Origin of the sequence: Sphingomonas sp. LH128 (genome assembly GCF_000293195.2) — a bacterium.
GTDB lineage: Bacteria > Pseudomonadota > Alphaproteobacteria > Sphingomonadales > Sphingomonadaceae > Novosphingobium > Novosphingobium resinovorum_A.
This window is the reverse complement of sequence record NZ_ALVC01000216.1, coordinates 1-17467: the sequence shown is the minus strand read 5'-3', so window position 1 is coordinate 17467 and position 17467 is coordinate 1. Positions and strand designations below refer to the sequence as shown.

15 protein-coding genes are annotated in these 17467 nt (G+C 65.8%); 8 read left to right on the top strand and 7 right to left on the bottom strand.

Annotated features, from left to right (window positions below):
- Positions 1-358: 358 nt before the first annotated feature.
- The 4 genes from LH128_RS17445 to LH128_RS17430 form a co-directional block, all read right to left on the bottom strand.
- Positions 359-1024 (bottom strand): 2OG-Fe(II) oxygenase, encoded by a 666-nt coding sequence (locus tag LH128_RS17445; protein WP_008830989.1) that lies wholly within the window; start codon positions 1022-1024, stop codon positions 359-361.
- A gap of 135 nt (positions 1025-1159) precedes the next feature.
- The gene (locus LH128_RS17440) at positions 1160-2113 is read right to left on the bottom strand and encodes an RcnB family protein (RefSeq protein WP_086013077.1); all 954 of its coding nucleotides are present in this window, start codon (positions 2111-2113) and stop codon (positions 1160-1162) included.
- 227 nt (positions 2114-2340) lie between these two features.
- The gene (ettA, locus tag LH128_RS17435) at positions 2341-4020 is read right to left on the bottom strand and encodes an energy-dependent translational throttle protein EttA (protein ID WP_008830987.1); all 1680 of its coding nucleotides are present in this window, start codon (positions 4018-4020) and stop codon (positions 2341-2343) included.
- 198 nt (positions 4021-4218) lie between these two features.
- The gene (locus LH128_RS17430) at positions 4219-5289 is read right to left on the bottom strand and encodes a hypothetical protein (protein ID WP_008830986.1); all 1071 of its coding nucleotides are present in this window, start codon (positions 5287-5289) and stop codon (positions 4219-4221) included.
- A gap of 224 nt (positions 5290-5513) precedes the next feature.
- Between LH128_RS17430 and LH128_RS17425 the strand changes: the two genes are divergently transcribed.
- A complete protein-coding gene (locus tag LH128_RS17425; protein ID WP_008830985.1) occupies positions 5514-6893 on the top strand; it encodes a M28 family peptidase in 1380 nt (459 codons plus the stop codon).
- Between the two features lie 160 nt (positions 6894-7053).
- Here the strand turns inward: LH128_RS17425 and LH128_RS17420 are convergent, their stop codons facing one another.
- The 3 genes from LH128_RS17420 to LH128_RS17410 all read right to left on the bottom strand — a co-directional run bounded on the left by LH128_RS17420 (position 7054) and on the right by LH128_RS17410 (position 9795).
- A complete protein-coding gene (locus LH128_RS17420; RefSeq protein ID WP_008830984.1) occupies positions 7054-7926 on the bottom strand; it encodes an HpcH/HpaI aldolase/citrate lyase family protein in 873 nt (290 codons plus the stop codon).
- A gap of 307 nt (positions 7927-8233) precedes the next feature.
- Positions 8234-9097, bottom strand: coding sequence for an SDR family NAD(P)-dependent oxidoreductase (locus LH128_RS17415; protein WP_008830983.1), 864 nt, complete (start codon positions 9095-9097; stop codon positions 8234-8236).
- A gap of 50 nt (positions 9098-9147) precedes the next feature.
- Positions 9148-9795, bottom strand: coding sequence for a TetR/AcrR family transcriptional regulator (locus LH128_RS17410; RefSeq protein WP_037519991.1), 648 nt, complete (start codon positions 9793-9795; stop codon positions 9148-9150).
- Positions 9796-9927: 132 nt separating this feature from the next.
- Between LH128_RS17410 and LH128_RS17405 the strand changes: the two genes are divergently transcribed.
- The 7 genes from LH128_RS17405 to LH128_RS17375 all read left to right on the top strand — a co-directional run bounded on the left by LH128_RS17405 (position 9928) and on the right by LH128_RS17375 (position 17309).
- Positions 9928-11277, top strand: coding sequence for a hypothetical protein (locus tag LH128_RS17405; RefSeq protein WP_008830981.1), 1350 nt, complete (start codon positions 9928-9930; stop codon positions 11275-11277).
- A complete protein-coding gene (locus LH128_RS17400) occupies positions 11274-12689 on the top strand; it encodes an acyl-CoA reductase (RefSeq protein WP_008830980.1) in 1416 nt (471 codons plus the stop codon). The genes LH128_RS17405 and LH128_RS17400 overlap by 4 nt, the downstream gene beginning before the upstream one ends.
- A gap of 236 nt (positions 12690-12925) precedes the next feature.
- Positions 12926-13156, top strand: coding sequence for a biotin/lipoyl-containing protein (locus LH128_RS17395; RefSeq protein ID WP_008830979.1), 231 nt, complete (start codon positions 12926-12928; stop codon positions 13154-13156).
- Positions 13157-13197: 41 nt separating this feature from the next.
- Positions 13198-13749, top strand: a complete 552-nt coding sequence (locus tag LH128_RS17390; RefSeq protein ID WP_008830978.1) for a peroxiredoxin — start codon at positions 13198-13200, stop codon at positions 13747-13749.
- 119 nt (positions 13750-13868) lie between these two features.
- Positions 13869-14996: a peptide chain release factor 2 gene (prfB, locus tag LH128_RS17385; protein WP_037519989.1), complete on the top strand. Its 1128-nt coding sequence runs from the start codon at positions 13869-13871 to the stop codon at positions 14994-14996.
- A gap of 110 nt (positions 14997-15106) precedes the next feature.
- Positions 15107-15871, top strand: a complete 765-nt coding sequence (locus LH128_RS17380; RefSeq protein WP_008830976.1) for a class I SAM-dependent methyltransferase — start codon at positions 15107-15109, stop codon at positions 15869-15871.
- A 31-nt stretch (positions 15872-15902) separates the two neighbouring features.
- A complete protein-coding gene (locus LH128_RS17375; RefSeq protein WP_008830975.1) occupies positions 15903-17309 on the top strand; it encodes an NAD(P)H-dependent flavin oxidoreductase in 1407 nt (468 codons plus the stop codon).
- The last annotated feature ends 158 nt before the right edge of the window (positions 17310-17467 follow it).

Below are 17467 nucleotides of genomic sequence, written 5' to 3'. Positions count from 1 at the left end.
GCGGGGTTTTGTTTTCCGTGAAGCTCTGGCGAGCGGCCGGGTAACTCACGGTGCAGCCCGGCTCGACCTGTATTCCATCGGAAAGTCCCATGTGGCCGTCGTTAGGGTTCGCATCGTTATCGGCCGAAGGCTATCCGGGATGGCCGTCCCAAGTCCTGCCGTGTGTCGCAGGAACGTATGGACGGCGTTTCCGGTAGCGCAGAGACAGTCCGGGTCTTCGATGGGCGCGTGGTTTGCACAGCTGCGGCTTGAAACCGCATCCCGGCCCACGACGCCGACCCGATACACCTCTCCAGCGTGATCATCGCCGGATCGGATGCTGGGGCATATAACCTATTTGGCGATAAATGTCAAGACATCATTGCCATGCCCGTGTGCGGAACCATTTGGTGACGACGTATTTGACGCCGCGCACCACCGGCCGTGCCGCATGCATGGTCCATGGATTTGGCGAACCGTCGGGCAGGGCATTGTTCCACAAGAGCAGCGTACCGGCGCAAGGCGGAATGCTGAGCGCGACGCGGGTGAAATCGGTCATGCCGCCTTCGTCTACCGTGTTGAGATAGACCATGGCGGTCCAGCTGCGCTGTCCGCCGCAGCGCCGTTCGTCGCGCCAGTAACCGGCGGCCGTATCGAACCAGTCGCAATGTTCGTTGAAGTATTGCCCGCAAAGGTAGCGCTGGCCCTGCGCCGCTTCTCCGCACATGGGCGATATGCCGGTTACCGCCGAGAGGCGCGCTTCGAGAATGCGGACGCATTCGTCGGCTTCGTCGATGTCGCCCGAATAGCTGGTGCGGTAATCCGGCCAGGACGTTCCATCGACCAAGCTGGACGGGCAGGCGACACCGTCGATCAGCGTCATCAGGCGCGCGCAAGTCGGCGCCGCGAGAAAGCCGTCGATGGCGTAGATTTCCGCGCGTTCTTCCGGGAAACGACGGATGCCGGGCTCAGCTGCCAGCCGTTCCCGCACTGCCGCGCCGATACGGGCAAGAGCCTTGCAGTCGGGATGGGCGGGCGTTGTCATGACAGGCAGACTATCCGCATTCGCCGGGAGTTCAATCGCCCGTGTGAAGTATCAGTCTGCCGGATCGTCGTAGGACATAAGAAAACTCCCGGAGTTTTACATCCGGGAGCTTGCCATGATTCACGTTTTTGCGGCTTACCAGAAGAAGTCGTAGATCACGTCCACCACTTCGCCGCTATAGATGTCCACCAGCATAACGTCGTCGTAGTAGCGGACCCAGCGATAGGGGCCATAGACCGGCGGCAGGCGATAGGCGTAAGGATCGTTGATCCAGTACCGGTTGCCGTAGAACATCGAGCCGAGCGAGAAGCCGATGCTCACGCGGCGATAGGAATAGCCGTCGTAGGGCGCATAATACCGGCCCATGCGGTATGTGTTGCGATTGCGATCGCGATAGCGCTGCCAGTCGTAGCGGTTGTCACGGCGCCAGTCGTTGCGGTTCCACGCCTGATAGCGATCGCCCCGGGCGTTGCCGCGCCAGCCGTTATTGTTGTCTCCGCGACGATCATTACCGCGCCAGCCGTTGTTGTTGTCGCCGCGACGGTCGTTGCCTCGCCAGCCGTTGTTGTCGTCTCGGCGGTTGTTGTCCGCGCGCCATGCATTGTTGCGGTCGCGGTTGTCGTCGCCTCGGCGGTCGTTGCCGGCCTGCCATCCGTTGCCGCGATCCCGGTTCTGATTATCGTCGCGGCGGATCGCCTGTCCGGCGCCGCGATCGCCGCCAGGGCGCTGGTCGTTGCCCTGCCAGCCCGGACGTCCCTGCTGCTGGCCCTGCGCGGGGCGCGAGCCTTGCCAGTTGGGGCGATCATCGCCGCGCACTTGCTGCTGCGGAGCGGGGCGTGTCTGAGGCTGAGCCTGAGGCTGGCGCTGCTGCTCGCGCATCTGGCGAAGCTGCGGCCCGATCTCGCTGCGCCCGTTCAGGCGCTGCTGCTGCTGGGGCTGCGGCCGGGACTGGGGACGCTCTGCACGGGCGTTGTTGCCGCGATCACGGCCCTGGTCCTGGGCAAAGCTCGGGCTCGACATGCCTGTGATCGCGAGCGCCATGGTGGCGGCGGCGATCAGTACACCTGCTTTTCTGTTTATCGTTGCCATTGTTCCGGTCTCCAAACCGAAGTGCCGGACGGCGAAGCGCGGCTCATCGTTGAACGGGGTGTACCGGATCAGCGCTGTCGCAATGGTGAATGGCGGCGTTGCTCACCGTTAAGTTTCGTAATGTTGCAGCGACAAAAAAGCCGCCGCCCGGTTTCCCGAGCAGCGGCTTTGTCTGGGCTGGTGCCGTACCGAAAGCCGCCGGATGGCGGCTTTCGAAACAGCGCAAATCAGCGCGTCAGCTTCTTGTAGGCCAGCGCGGTCGGACGGTCGGCGGCGTCGCCCAGACGGCGGCGCTTGTCCTCTTCGTAGGCGGCGAAGTTGCCCTCGAACCACTCGACGTGGCTGTTGCCCTCGAACGCGAGGATGTGGGTGGCGAGACGGTCGAGGAAGAAGCGGTCGTGGCTGATGACCACGGCGCAGCCCGCGAAGTTCTCGATCGCCTCTTCCAGCGCGCCCAGCGTTTCCACGTCGAGGTCGTTGGTCGGTTCGTCGAGCAGGAGGACGTTGCCACCCTCCTTGAGCATCTTGGCCATGTGGACGCGGTTGCGCTCACCACCCGACAGCTTGCCGACGTTCTTCTGCTGGTCGGCGCCCTTGAAGTTGAACGCACCCACGTAGGCGCGGGTCGAGGTGTCGTGACCGTTGACCTTCATGTAGTCGAGCCCGTCGGAGATTTCCTCCCAGACGTTCTTCTTGGGGTCGAGGTGGTCGCGGCTCTGGTCGACGAAGCCGAGGTGGACGGTCGAGCCCATCTCGATGGTGCCTTCGTCCGGCGTTTCCTTGCCGGTGATCAGCTTGAACAGCGTGGACTTGCCCGCGCCGTTCGGGCCGATGACGCCGACGATGCCGCCCGGCGGCAGGATGAACGACAGGTTCTCGAACAATAGCTTGTCGCCGTAGGCCTTCGAGATGTTGTTGACCTCGATGACCTTGCCGCCGAGGCGCTCGGGCACCTGGATGACGATCTGGGCCTTGCCGGGACGGCGGCCCGACTGCGCTTCCTGCAACTGCTCGAACTTGCGGATACGCGCTTTGGACTTGGTCTGGCGCGCAGCCGGGGTCTGCCGGATCCACTCGAGTTCTTCCTTGAGCGCCTTGGCGCGGCCGGATTCCTCGCGGTCCTCCTGCTCCATGCGCTTGGACTTCTTCTCGAGGTAGGTCGAGTAGTTGCCCTCATAGGGGAAGTACTTGCCGCGATCGAGTTCGAGGATCCAGTTCACAACGTTGTCGAGGAAGTAGCGATCGTGGGTGATCATCAAGACCGCGCCCGCGTATTCCTTCAGGTGGTTTTCCAGCCATTCGACGGATTCGGCGTCGAGGTGGTTGGTCGGTTCGTCGAGCAGCAGGATCGAGGGCTTCTGGATCAGCAGGCGGGTCAGCGCGACGCGGCGCTTTTCACCGCCCGACAGGCTGTTCACCGGCCAGTCGCTCGGCGGGCAGCGGAGGGCCTCCATCGCGATTTCGAGCTGGTTGTCGAGCGTCCAGCCGTCGACCGCGTCGATCTTGCCCTGCAGGTCGCCCATTTCCTCCATGAGCGCGTCGAAATCGACGTCCTCCGGCGGATCGCCCATGATGTTGGAGATCTCGTTGAAGCGGTCGACCAGATCGGCGGTCTCGCGCGCGCCGTCCTTGACGTTTTCGAGGACGGTCTTGGTCGGATCGAGTTCCGGCTCCTGCTCGAGATAGCCGACGGTGATGTTCTCACCGGGCCAGGCTTCGCCGGTGAAATCGGTGTCGATGCCGGCCATGATCTTGATCAGGGTGGACTTACCGGCGCCGTTCGGGCCGACGATGCCGATCTTGGCGCCCTGGTAGAACTGCAGCGAGATGTCGCTGAGCACCGGCTTCTGGGCACCGGGGAAGGTCTTGGTCATGCCCTTCATGACATAGGCGTATTGGGCGGCCATGCGGTTCCTCTGGATGGAATTCGAAGTCTGGAAAACAGTTGGGGCCGCTACTACAGGGGTGAGGGCACATTGCCAAGGGTGAGGCAAAGTACACGCGTCGTCCCGGACTTGCTCCGGGACCGGTGGCGGTCTTCAGGCATGAACCATCGTTCAAGGCGCGCGAAGCAACGTGGGCTGGTCAGGGCCAGCGGTCCCGGATCACGTCCGGGATGACGATGCCGCTCTGATCAAGTCACGCAGCGTCCGCGGCAGGAAGGCCAGTCCGGCCATGACGGTCGGCACGCTCAGGATCGCCCAGTAGAAGTTCACCGGCCTTGCGAAGACCGCCAGCAGCAGTGCGATCGTCGCGAGCCACGGCAGCGCGAAGCGGGCCAGCGGCGGCGGCGCTCCCAAAAACCCGAGCAAGCAGAGCAGCACGGCGAGATAGCTGAACGGAGCCGGGATCAGGTGCAGCAACGTCACGTCGGCGATGTCCTGCAGCACCGCGCCGGGCCCGCGCAGCCCGTCCCAGCCTTGTGACAGCGCATCGCCGGGAAGCGAGAGCGGCACGACCGCCTGCCGGTGCAGAAGCAAGACCAAGGCATAGCCTGCAATCAGCGCAGCCCACGCGGCCAGTTCCCGGTATCGGCCGCTCCGCCAAGCCCAGAATGCCGCGAGCAGCACGAAGGGCAGCGCCAGTTCGCGGATCGCCAGCGCCGATGCGGCGGCAAGGAAGGCGGCGGTCGGGAAGGCGGGAGCCGTCAGGCCCTTGACCCGCAGTGCCATGGCCAGCGCCACGAGCACGCCCACCCATAATTCATGCGACACCGAAAGTCCGGGGCTGGCGACCATCGCGCCGCCGACCAGAACGAGCAGCATGGCCAGCATCCGCTCGCGTCCACTCACCAGCGGCCGCAGCATCGCGAACCATGCGGCGGCGGTGACGGCAAGCAGCACGCAGAGGAGGACATGCACCGTGCGCCAGCCCAGCGCTGCCTCGATCCACGCCAGCGTCGGCAGGCGCACCGTCACGAAGGGGCTGGTCGGAAAGCCGTGCGCGCGCTGGAGGCGGGTGGCGGCATGGTAGTAGCCCTCGCCCCCGGCCACTGCGTTGCCGATGTCGTGATAAAGCTGCACGTCGGAATAGCGCCCGTCGCCGCTGATCGCCTCTCCGGTACTAGCTGCGCCGATAGTCAGCGTAGCCAGCGCGAGCACCACGAAAAGGGCGATCACGGCGAGGGCCTGAAGACGGGTGAGGGCGGCGAGCATGGCGCGGTTGTGTTCGCTCATACCGGCGGCGGCAAGACGGGACGCTGCTTATCCACACGCCTTGATCCCCAAAATCTTCGTCATTGCGAGCGCAGCGAAGCAACCCAGGGCGGCATAATACTGCACTGGATTGCTTCGCTGCGCTCGCAATGACGAGACTGCGGGGAGATCATCAGGGGGCCGCCGCAATTGGCAGCCGGGACGACGCTTGGCAGCGACGGATCGCTCGGTTAGCACTTGCGCACATGAGCACCCTCCCAGTCCTTCGCGCGGGGCTTCTTGCCGCCGCGCTGTCCGCTGCCGTCCCGGCTTTCGCAACTCCCCAGCAGGGCTCAGGCGTCGCCTGGGACATCGTCGAGGGTCTGACCACCGAGATCGGCCCGCGCATGGCCGGCTCCGAGGCCGAGGCGCGCGCACGCGACTGGGGTTCGGCCAAGCTCAAGGCGCTCGGTTTCCAGAACGTGCGGGTGGAGGAGTTCAAGACCCTCGCCTGGAAGCGCGGTCCCGAAAGCGCGAAGCTGACTGCGCCTTACGCGCAGCCGCTGGCGATCACCGCGCTCGGTTTCTCGGTGCCGACGCCCAAGGGCGGGCTGAAGGCTCCGCTGGTCTACTTCCCGACGCTCGCCGCACTGGAGGCGGCGCCTGACGGTTCGCTCAAGGGCAAGGTGGCCTTCATCGACCACGCGATGCGCGCGGCGCAGGATGGTTCGGGCTATGGCCCTTATGGCAATGTGCGCCGTCAGGGGCCGACGATCGCCTCGCGCAAGGGCGCGGCGGGCGTGGTGATCCGCTCGGCGGGCACCGACAGCCACCGCAACCCGCATACCGGCGTCACCATCTTCGCCAAGGACGTGGCGCCGATCCCGGCGGGCGCGGTGTCGAACCCCGATGCCGACCTGATCGCCCGCACCGCCGCGAGGACTGCCGCGGGCGGCAAGCCGATGGCCATCGACCTCACGCTGGAGGGCAAGCCGTTCCCCGATGCGCCTTCGGGCAACGTCATCGCCGACCTGCCGGGGCGCGATCCCTCGTTGCCGATCATCGTTATCGCCTGTCACCTCGACAGTTGGGACCTCGGCACCGGCGCGATCGACGACGCCTCAGGTTGCGCCATCGTGACGGCGGCGGCACTCGCGGCGCAGCAGGGCGGGCAGGCTTTGCGCACGATCCGCGTGCTGTGGTCCGGCAACGAGGAAATGGGCGTCGGAGGCGGCGGCGGTGCGGCCTATGCGCGCATGCACGGGTCGGAGCCCCACGCCGTCGCGATGGAGAGCGACTTCGGCGCTGACAAGGTCTGGGCGGCGAAGTTCAACACCGCCGCCGACAACAAGCCGATGGTGGACAAGGTGAAGGCCGCGCTCTGGCCGATGGGCGTCGTCCCACATGATGGCGAGACCGAGGGCGGGGCCGACGTCGCCGCGATCATCAAGGCGCAGAATCTGGCGGTGATCGATCTCGGGCAGGACGGGATGCACTACTTCGATCTGCACCACACGCCGGACGATACGCTCGACAAGGTCGATCCTGCGGCGTTGCAGCAGAACGTCGATGCCTGGACGGCGGTTTTGAGGGTGATCGCGAATGAGCCTGGGGTGATCGGGAAAGCCGAGGCCAAGAGCGAGTAGCAGTCGGTCTCCACTTCGGTTCTTTCGACGTGCCAGCCTTAAACATTCTTCGTCATCCCCGCGAAAGCGGGGACCCATCTGATGGAGCTGCAACAGGCGCCGTCAGGAGATGGGTTCCCGCCTGCGCGGGAATGACGACCCAATGAGAATGATCGTGGCCTCAAACCGAGGCTGCGATCTGCTCCGCCACCGCGACCAGCCGCCGGGCCTGCTCCAGATGCAGCAGTTCGGTCATCTTGCCATCGACCTTGATCGCGCCCTTGCCCTGGTTCTCCGGCAGCGCGAACGCCGCGATCACCGACGCTGCCCAGCCGAGGTCCGCCTCGCTCGGTGAGAACACCGTATTGCAGGGATCGATCTGCGCGGGATGGATCAGGCTCTTGCCGTCGAAGCCGAACAGCAGCCCCTGCCGCGCCTCCGCTTCGAACACCTCGAGATCGCGGAACTCGTTGCAGACGCCATCGAGCACGGTGACGCCGTGCGCCCGCGCGGCCGCGACCGCCATCGACAGGAACGGCAGGAACGGCGTGCGCTCGGGCACGGACTGCGCGCGCATCTCCTTGGCGAGATCGTTGAGGCCCATGATCCACAGCGACAGCCGCGTCGAACGGGCCTTCGCCGCGATCGGCTCCAGTGCGAAGACGCTCGCGCAAGTCTCTATCATCGCCCAGAGCTGCAGGGTTTCGGGAGCGCCGCTCAGCGCATTCTGCAGCCGGTCGATGTCCTGCGGGCCGTTGACCTTGGGCATCAGCACCGCGTCGGCCTTCGACCCGGCGACGGCGGCAAGGTCCGCCGCGCCCCATTCGGTATCGAGGCCGTTGACGCGGATCGCGACTTCGCGGTGACCGAAGCCGCCTTCCGCGATCGCGGCGACGGCGGCAGCGCGTGCCTCTTCCTTGGCTTCGGGTGCGACCGAGTCCTCGAGGTCGAGGATCACCACGTCGCAGGGCAGGGTGCGCGCCTTGGCGAGAGCCTTGGCATTCGAGGCGGGCAGGTAGAGCGCGCTGCGGCGGGGGCGGTCGATCGGTGTCATCAGGGCAGGTTCCCGTGTCGAGTATGTCGCCGCCTCCTTGCGGCGCGCGGCGCCACGGGGTCAAGCGCGGGCGCCGTGGTTTTTAGGGTATCGACCAACCGCTACGCAAATTCCTCTAGGCCTAAAGAACAATTTGCAATCGTTTGCCTGCTATATACCCTTTATCAGCCGCAAATGGTCGCCCGCGCATCGCGGCCAGGGGCGCGGAGTCCTCTCCCTTCCTCCGCGCCCTGAGCGGTCGCCCGTTTCGGGTCGCAGACGTCGCCCCGTGACCTGCTCCATCAAGGATCGGGCACGGGGCACTTCCTCAGAGATCGGCGAGAATGCGCTCGCTCTCCTGCCACAACCGCGCGGCCGCCGCGTCGTCGAGCGCCTGCGGGGCGGCGGCGATCTCGGCAAGGTCGTGGAAATAGCGCCCGCCGTTCACGCCCGCCTCGGGCGCGGTGGCGAGCCAGACGATCGTGCGCGCCGACTGCTCGGGCGAGACGAGATCCTGTCCCTTGCCATAAGCCTGCAGCGAGGCTTCGCCGTGGCTCCAGAAATTCGAGCCGACCTTGCCCGGATGCATGGCCTGCGCGGTGATGCCCTTGTCGGCGAGGCGGCTGGCCAGTTCGCGGGTGAACAGCAGGTTGGCGAGCTTGGCCTGGCAATAGGCGGGACCGGTGGCGAAGTCGTCCAGCATCATCAGGTCGTCCCAGCGCATCGCTTTCGCCTGCTCATGCGCGAGCGATGACACGCCGATCACCCGCACCGTGCCGGGAGGGCTGTCCTGCGCCGCGTGCTCCAGCAGGGGGAGCAGTTCGCGGGTCAGCAGGAAAGGGGCGAGGTGGTTGGCTGCGAAAGTCGCCTCCAGCCCCTCGGAGGACACGTAGAGCCCGTCGCGGATGCCGCCTGCATTGTTGACGAGGACGTGGACTTTGTCGGTCAGGGCCGCGACCTCGCGTGCGACGCGGCGCACGTCGGCCATTTCGGCGAAGTCGCCGCGCAGGAAATCGACTTTGCCGAAGGCGCGCAGTTCCGCTTCGGCGGCATCGCAGCGGGCTGGATCGCGTCCGGTGGCGATGACGTGCCAGCCCATGCGGGCGAACTCGGCCGCACTGGCCTTGCCGATGCCGGAACTGGCGCCGGTGATCACGACGACGGGGTGCGGCTTCGCGGAATTATCGAACATTTCGGCATTCTCCCTCGCGCGCCCGGCCTTTGCGGGTCGCGGTGTCTTGTCTATCGTGGCTCGGCCCCCTTGAGGAACAAGTCGATCGCGAAGCGCACCCGCCGATCGACGTCCTGTGCGGTCAGCATATTGCCCGACAGAATGAAGCGCACCGGGCCACTGACGACCATGCTCATGAACACGTTGGCCGCAAGCATCGCGTCGCCGATGGCGAGGCGGCCTGCCTCGGTCTCTTCCTCGAGGATCTGCGCGAGGAACCGCACGGTCGGCAGCGCGGCGATGTCGTAATAGGTCTGGAAGATGTCCGGGAAGCGGTAGCTCTCGGTATTGATGAGCCGTTGCAGCTTCGCACCCGCAGGTTCTCCCACCAGTCCGATCCGCAGCATCGCGATGGCAATGAGCGTATCCTCCAGCGTGTCCCTGCGCGTGGCGGCGATGACCTCGGCACCGACCGCGCGGGCCTCGGTGCCGTGGCGGACGGCGGCGCGGAACAGCGCGGCCTTGTCCGGGTACTTCGCATAGACCGTCCGCTTGGTCATGTTCACGTCGGCGGCGATCCCCTCGATCGTGGCGCTTTCGTATCCTTTGTCGAGAAAGTGTTCGAGCGCGGTGTCGAGCAGGGCGACCTGCCGGGCCTGCGCCTGTTCGCGCGTGGGCCGGCCCGCCTTGGGGAGCGCAGGGTGCGTGTCTTCGAGCATGATCCCCATGGACCCGATTTGGCTTGCGTCGCCAAGAGGCTCGTGAATAATGAAACGCATAAGGTGTTATTAATCGAGTCGCGATGGACTGTCCAGTCCGTCGCGGCGGCAAGGGAGAGGAGTAAGGGAAGCATGGGCATTGCTGCGGACAAACTCACTGCGCTGGTCGCTGACCCGGAGCGCTTCGCGTTCTCCGCGGGCGACTTGCGCGAAACCCAGGTCGCCGCGCTGGACGAGCGGTTTCAGGAGCGCCGCGATCGGATCAGGCTGCTCGGCCTGCGCGCCCGCGACGCCGGGATCGACAGCATCGCGCGGATCGAGGACGTGGTGCCGGTGCTGTTTCCGCACACCGCCTACAAGTCCTATCCGGAAAGCTACCTGATGGACGAGCGCTGGGATCGGCTGACCAAGTGGCTCGGCACGGTCTCGGCCCATCCGCTCGAGGGCATCGCGACGGACGGGATCGCCGGGATCGACGACTGGATCGCGCGGCTGGCGGAGCAGGGGCACTTCATCTCCTGCTCCAGCGGCACCACCGGCAAGTCGGCGATGCTGATCGCCTCGCAGAAGGACATGGACTGGTCACGGATCGACACGGTCAACGTCTTCGCCTGGGGTTCGGGCGTCGTGCCGGCGCAGGACCGGCTGATCGTCGGCTGCGCGCCCGTGGCGACGGTGCCCAAGAACGCGGCGATCGCGCAGGCGCAGTACGAGGCTTTCGCCAATCCCGAGTGGCCGCGCTGGGCCTATCCGGTGCCGCCGATCACGGTCGGTTCGCTGACGGCGATGGTGGTCATGCGCAAGAAGATCGCCGAGGGCACCGCCCGTCCGGACGAGATCGCCGCCTTCGAGGAAACATCGGCCGAGCGCGCGCGGCTGGTCGCCGATGCGGTGCCCGCGACGGCGCAGTTCATCATCGAGAACCGCCACCGCAAGCTCCAGCTTTCGGGGCTGTGGAACGGGCTGTGGCAGGTCGCCAAGGCCGTGCGCGACGCGGGCTACGGGCGTGAGGACTTCAATCCGGACAACTCGATCTACGTCGGCGGGGGGCTCAAGCGCGCGCAGCTTCCGGCGGACTATCAGGACTATGTGTTCGAGACGTTCAACATCCCGGCCGACCGGCATTTCCAGAACTATTCGATGCAGGAACTGAACTCCGGCATGCCGAAGTGCCGAGAGGGCGGGCGCTATCACGTGCCGCCGTGGATCGTGCCGGTGCTGCTCGACAAGTCGGGTGACGAGGCGCTTCCCCATGCGGGCGGCGAACAGGAAGGGCGCGCGGCGTTCTTCGACCTCTCGCTCGACGGACGCTGGGGCGGCGTCATCACCGGCGACAGGATTTCGCTGGACCATTCCCCTTGCGCCTGCGGGAACCACGGCCCGTCGATCCGCGACGACATCGCCCGTTATGCGGATCTGGAAGGCGACGACAAGATCGGCTGCGCAGGCACGGTCGACGCTTATGTGCGAGGTGTGGCATGAACGAGATCGCACAGCCTGAGGTCAGCGAAGACCTCGTCTCCGCCCCGTTCTTCCTGCGCGGCGAAGTGCTGCACGGGACCGACGTGATCCAGACGTCGCGCGACCTCGGCGTCACGTTCGCCACGCCGCGCATTCCGTTCGATCGCGCGGTGCCGCCGCGCACCGAAGTGCCGCCGCTCCTCAACGTACCGCTGGCCGAGATCATCGACTTCCTCGTCGAGACCGGCCAGCGCCTGCTCGCGCACGACAACCCGCACATGCAGGAATGCATCGAGCGCATGTGCCGCACGCATATCCTGCCTCGCGCCGTCGTCGAGAATACCGCGCGCCACGCTGCCGCCTATCTCGACAAGCGGGTGCTGATGGCCGAAGTCGAGCAGAACTTCCCCGATCCGCGCGCGCTCGACGAATGGGTGCCCAAGCAGGACTTCACCGGCCGCAAGAGCTTCGTGCGCGCCTTCGCACCGCGCCTGATCCATGTGCTGCCGGGCAATTCTCCCGGCGTCGCGGTGAAGTCGGTGGCGCAGGGGGCGATGGTGAAGGGCATCAACCTGTTCAAGATGAGCAGCGCCGATCCCTTCACCATGGTCGCGATCCTGCGCACGATGGCCGGCCTCGATCCCACCCATCCGATCGTGCGCTCGATGTCGGCGGTCTACTGGCGCGGCGGCGACGATGCGACCGAGCGGGTGCTCTACCGCCCGCAGTACTTCGACAAGATCGTCGCCTGGGGCGGCGGGGACGCAATCAACAACGTCATCAAGTACCTCGGCCCCGGCTTCCAGCTGGTGTCCTTCGATCCCAAGACCTCGATCTCGATGGTCGGGCGCGAGGCGCTGGTGGACGAGGCAACCATCGACCGCGTCGCGGACTTGTGCTCGGCGGACGTGATGACACTCAACCAGGAGGCCTGCGTCGCCAGCCGCTTCCAGTTCGTCGAGGGGGACGAGGCGGCGGTGGACCGTTTCTGCGCGCGCCTGCACCATCACGTGGCTCGCCGTGCGGCGGAAAGCGGCGACGTGCGCCCGCTCGACATGGACATGCGCGAAGCGGTCGAATCGATGACGCTGATGGATGACGAGTACGGCGTCTGGGGCCGCACCGACGGGCGGGGCCTGGTGATCCGCTCGGATGAGCCGGTGGACTTCCACCCGATCAACAAGACCGCCAACGTCGTGCGCGTGGGTAGCCTCGACGATGCGGTGAAGTGGATCAACGTGGCGACGCAGACGGTCGGCTTCTACCCGTTCGACCGCATGGCCGCCTACCGCGACCGCCTCGCCGCCGGGGGCGCGCAGCGCATCGGGCATCTGGGAGAGGCGGGGCCTTCGACCATCGGCAATCCGCACGACGCGATGTATCCGCTTCACCGCTTCGTGCACTGGATGGCACACGAGGACGGGCGGGGGTAGCGCAGGCACCCTTCGACAAGCTCAGGGTGAGCGGGGTGGAGTGGATTTCCTGCCCCATCGCAAGGTTCTTCCAACCTCCGACCCCGCTCAGGCTGAGCCTATCGAAGCCCTCTCCGATCACCCGCAACATCGCCGAGACGGATATGTCCGCCCCTCGCTTGCCTGCCGCCGCGAGTGCGCTACCCATCGATCGAACAGCCCGCCATGCCGGGCGCGTGAAGGGGATCATAACCACCATGGCCGTCGAAATCCTGCTCCCGAAGATCGGTTTCTCCATGCAGGAGGGCCAGGTCGCCGAATGGCTCGCCGCCGATGGGGCGCAAGTGACCGAAGGCCAGCCGCTGTTCTCGCTGGAGGCGGACAAGTCCACCAACGAGGTCGAATCCCCCGCCACCGGCACGCTCAAGATCGTTACGCAGACGGGCGAGACTTACGAAGTCGGCACCGTTCTCGGCTGGATCGAGTAACCGGCTGGACAGGCGCGGATCGTCGGGTCACTATCCGCGCCATGAACCGCCTTCTTACCGCTGTCGCCGCCTTCGGGCTCCTCGCCGTTTCGGGCACCGCGCATGCCAGTCTCGCGGTCGGCGCGAAGGCCCCGCAGTTCGCGGCCAAGGGCGCCAAGGCGGGCAAGGAGGTCGACTTCGATCTCGCCAAGGCGTTGAAGAAGGGGCCGGTCGTGCTCTACTTCTATCCCAAGGCATTCACGCAGGGTTGTACTCTGGAGGCCCACGCCTTCGCCGAAGCCACGCCCGAGTTCGCACAGCTTGGCGCAACGGTGGTGGGCATGTCGGCGGACGACCTGCCGACGCTCAAGAAATTCTCGACCGAGGAATGCCGCGACAAGTTCGCGGTCGCCACTGCCAGCCCCAAGGTGACCAAGGATTACGACGTCGCACTCACCCGGCCGGGCGTCCCGGCAGGCATGACCCAGCGCGTCAGCTACGTCATCGACCAGAGTGGCCACGTCGCCTTCGTCCACTCCGACATGGACTACCGCGAACACGTCACGATGACGCTGGCGGCGGTCAAGGCGATGAAGGCCAAGCGCCCCGGTTGAACCCGGCCCCTTGCGCCGAACCGCCTGAGCGCCACTTTACAAACAGCCGTACTGCGCTAAGCGGTGCGGCTCGTTTGTTTCAGGCCGGTCGTGATCCCGGCTCATCGGAGATTTTCGCCATGCGTGCCGAGGGGCAGGCCCACATTGTCCGTATCGAGAAGGCCCTCGCACTGGTCCGCAAGTTCCTCGACTGGGACCGCGCGCTGCGCCGGTTCGACGAGCTGAACGCGCGCGTCGAGGACCCGACCCTTTGGGAAAAGCCCAAGGAGGCCGAGGCGGTCATGAAGGAACGCCGCCGCCTTGAAGGCGCGATCGGCGCGGTGAACTCGATCAGCGCCGAGATGGCCGATGCCGTCGAGTTCGTCGAACTGGGCGAGATGGAAGGCGATGAGGAAACCATCGCCGAGGGCCTGTCGGCGCTCGCCGCGCTGGCCGAGCGCGCCGATCAGGACAAGGTCACCGCGCTGCTCTCGGGTGAGGCGGACGGCAACGACACCTATCTCGAAGTCCACGCCGGGGCCGGCGGAACCGAGAGCCAGGACTGGGCGGAAATCCTTCAGCGCATGTACACGCGCTGGGCGGAGCGCCACGGCTACAAGGTCGAGCTGGTCGACTATCACGCGGGCGAAGCGGCGGGCATCAAGAGCTGCACCCTGCTCATCAAGGGCGAAAACGCCTATGGCTATGCCAAGACCGAAAGCGGCGTCCACCGCTTGGTCCGCATCAGCCCTTATGACAGCGCGGCCCGGCGCCACACCAGCTTCTCGTCGGTGTGGGTCTATCCGGTGATCGACGATACCTTCGAGATCGAGATCAACCCGTCCGACCTGAAAATCGACACCTATCGCGCTTCGGGCGCGGGCGGTCAGCACGTCAACACCACCGATTCGGCCGTGCGCATCACGCACCAGCCCTCGGGGATCATCGTCGCCAGCCAGATCGACCGTTCGCAGCACAAGAACCGCGAAATCGCCATGGGCATGCTGAAAGCGCGCATGTTCGAGGCCGAGATGCGCCGCCGCGAGGAAGCCGCGAGCGCCGAACACGCCAGCAAGAGCGACATCGGCTGGGGGCATCAGATCCGCTCCTACGTGCTGCAGCCGTACCAGCAGGTGAAGGACTTGCGCACGGGTGTGGTCTCGACCGCGCCCGACGACGTGCTCGACGGCGCTCTCGATCCGTTCATGGCCGCGGCCCTGTCGCAGCGCGTGACCGGCGAGAAGGTCGAAGTCGAAGACGCCGACTGAAACGTGGCGGCCGTCTCGTCCCGGGACAGTGGCCGGGGCGAGAGGGCATGAATGCGACGGATCTCTTTCAACCGTTTTGCCAATCGGGCGCACAGGCGCTAAGGGGCCGCATGTTTCGCGCGCATACCCTCTTTCCGGCCGTGCTGGTGCCTGCTCTGTTGAGCCTGGCCGCCTGCCAGCAGCCCGCCGTCGATGACGGCCGGGAAAAGGGTGCGCCGAAGTTCCCCAAGCCCGATCGCCCCGTTGCGCAAAGCACCTCCAGCACGTTCTCCACCGAAGCCCAGCGCGACAGCGCGGGCGAGGCCAACACGGTAATGGACCTTGCAGGCGTGGCGCCCGGCATGAGCGTGGCCGATCTCGGCGCGGGCGAGGGGTACTACACCGTCCGCCTCTCGCACCGCGTCGGCAAGAAGGGCCGGGTGCTGGGCGAGGATATCGATCGCGGTGCCAACGAACGCCTCGCCACGCGCGTCATGCGCGAGGAACTGGAGAACGTCTCGATCAAGTTGGGCCGCCCGAGCGATCCCAGCCTGCCCGAGAAGAGTTTCGACCGCATCTTCCTGGTCCATATGTACCACGAGGTCGGCGACCCTTACGGTTTCCTCTGGAGGCTGCGCCCGGCGCTGCGTCCCGGCGGTAAGCTGGTGGTCGTGGATGTCGATCGCCCCGCCGGTGGGCATGGCCTGCCGCCTTCGCTGCTTTTCTGCGAATTTGCGTCGGTGGGCTATCGGTTGACGGAATTTGTTCGCAAGCCCGAATTACAGGGCTATTATGCGCAGTTTGAAGCCGCAGGGGCAAGGCCTGCGCCGGCAGATATCAAGCCGTGCCGAATTTCGGGGGTAGCGCCGCCGAAAACCAATGGATCGCAGGGCTGAGCCGCGAAAGCCTGGGGAAAGACGAGAGAAAATGAGTTTCAAGGGTCTCAAGCCGATCATCTATGGTGGCCGTGAAGTCTGGCCGCTGGTCGAAGGCGGCAAGGGCGTCGCCGCGACGAACCACATGAGTTCGGGCGCGTGGGCGGCTGCGGGCGGTATCGGCACGGTCAGCGCGGTGAATGCCGACAGCTACGACGCCGAAGGCAAGATCATCCCGCAGATCTACAACGCACTGACCCGCAAGGAGCGCCACCAGGAACTGATCGACTACGCCATCGACGGCGCGGTCGAGCAGGTCCGGCGGGCTTTCGACATCTCGGGCGGCAAGGGCGCGATCAACATCAACGTCCTGTGGGAAATGGGCGGCGCGCAGCAGATTCTCGAAGGCGTTCTGGAAAAGACCCGGGGCATGGTCACGGGCGTCACCTGCGGTGCGGGCATGCCTTACAAGCTGTCCGAGATCGCGGCGCGCTTCAACGTCAACTACCTGCCGATCGTCAGCTCCGCGCGTGCGTTTCGCGCGCTGTGGAAGCGTGCCTATCACAAGGTCGCCGACCTGATGGGCGCGGTGGTCTACGAGGATCCGTGGCTGGCGGGCGGTCACAACGGCCTGTCCAACGCCGAAGACCCGCTCAAGCCCGAGGATCCGTATCCCCGCGTCAAGGCCCTGCGCGACACCATGCGCGCGGAAGGGGTTCCCGACAGCGTGCCGATCGTGATGGCGGGCGGCGTCTGGTTCCTGCGTGACTGGAACGAATGGATCGACAACCCGGAACTCGGCTCGATTGCCTTCCAGTACGGGACCCGTCCGCTGCTGACGCACGAGAGCCCGATCCCGCAGGCGTGGAAGGATCACCTGCGCACGCTGGAGCCCGGCGACGTGCTGCTCCACCGCTTCTCGCCCACCGGCTTCTATTCCTCGGCCGTGCGCAACCCGTTCCTGCGCAATCTGGAAGCGCGCTCGGAGCGTCAGATCCCCTATTCGAAGGTTGAGGCGGGCGTGCACACCGTACGTCTCGACGTCGGTGTGAAGGGCAAGAACTTCTGGGTCGCCCCCAAGGATCTGGAGCGCGCGCGGACCTGGTCGGCGCAGGGCTTCACCGATGGCCTGCGTACGCCGGACGACACGATCATCTTCGTGAACCCGGCAGAGCGCGACGAAATCCGCAAGGATCAGGCCGACTGCATGGGCTGCCTGTCGCACTGCGGTTTCTCTTCGTGGAAGGACCACGACGACTACACCACTGGCCGCCTTGCCGACCCGCGCAGCTTCTGCATCCAGAAGACCCTGCAGGACATCGCCCATGGCGGTCCGATCGACGAGAACCTGATGTTCGCAGGCCACGCGGCCTATAAGTTCAAGCAGGACCCGTTCTATTCCAACGGCTTTACGCCGACCGTCAAGGAACTGGTGGATCGTATCCTGACCGGCGACTGATCGGACAGGACAACGCGGCTCAAGCGGCCGGTACGGAGCGATCCGTGCCGGCCGTTGTCGTTTCGGAGCGGGAAGGCCAGGCGACCATTGCAAGGAAGCTGGCGACGGCGGGCAAGGTCAGCAACCAGTCGATATAGCTGAGCACGGCCTCGATCGCG

Coding starts and splice junctions, on each gene's coding strand:
- LH128_RS17420 (WP_008830984.1), bottom strand. CDS start 7,926: ATGACACCGATCGACCGCCCCCGCCGCAGCGCGCTCTACCTGCCCGCC.
- LH128_RS17390 (WP_008830978.1), top strand. CDS start 13,198: ATGAACCGCCTTCTTACCGCTGTCGCCGCCTTCGGGCTCCTCGCCGTT.
- LH128_RS17375 (WP_008830975.1), top strand. CDS start 15,903: ATGAGTTTCAAGGGTCTCAAGCCGATCATCTATGGTGGCCGTGAAGTC.
- LH128_RS17425 (WP_008830985.1), top strand. CDS start 5,514: ATGAGCACCCTCCCAGTCCTTCGCGCGGGGCTTCTTGCCGCCGCGCTG.
- LH128_RS17410 (WP_037519991.1), bottom strand. CDS start 9,795: ATGCTCGAAGACACGCACCCTGCGCTCCCCAAGGCGGGCCGGCCCACG.
- LH128_RS17395 (WP_008830979.1), top strand. CDS start 12,926: ATGGCCGTCGAAATCCTGCTCCCGAAGATCGGTTTCTCCATGCAGGAG.
- LH128_RS17440 (WP_086013077.1), bottom strand. CDS start 2,113: ATGGCAACGATAAACAGAAAAGCAGGTGTACTGATCGCCGCCGCCACC.
- LH128_RS17445 (WP_008830989.1), bottom strand. CDS start 1,024: ATGACAACGCCCGCCCATCCCGACTGCAAGGCTCTTGCCCGTATCGGC.
- LH128_RS17400 (WP_008830980.1), top strand. CDS start 11,274: ATGAACGAGATCGCACAGCCTGAGGTCAGCGAAGACCTCGTCTCCGCC.
- LH128_RS17430 (WP_008830986.1), bottom strand. CDS start 5,289: ATGAGCGAACACAACCGCGCCATGCTCGCCGCCCTCACCCGTCTTCAG.
- ettA (WP_008830987.1), bottom strand. CDS start 4,020: ATGGCCGCCCAATACGCCTATGTCATGAAGGGCATGACCAAGACCTTC.
- LH128_RS17415 (WP_008830983.1), bottom strand. CDS start 9,097: ATGTTCGATAATTCCGCGAAGCCGCACCCCGTCGTCGTGATCACCGGC.
- prfB (WP_037519989.1), top strand. CDS start 13,869: ATGCGTGCCGAGGGGCAGGCCCACATTGTCCGTATCGAGAAGGCCCTC.
- LH128_RS17405 (WP_008830981.1), top strand. CDS start 9,928: ATGGGCATTGCTGCGGACAAACTCACTGCGCTGGTCGCTGACCCGGAG.
- LH128_RS17380 (WP_008830976.1), top strand. CDS start 15,107: ATGTTTCGCGCGCATACCCTCTTTCCGGCCGTGCTGGTGCCTGCTCTG.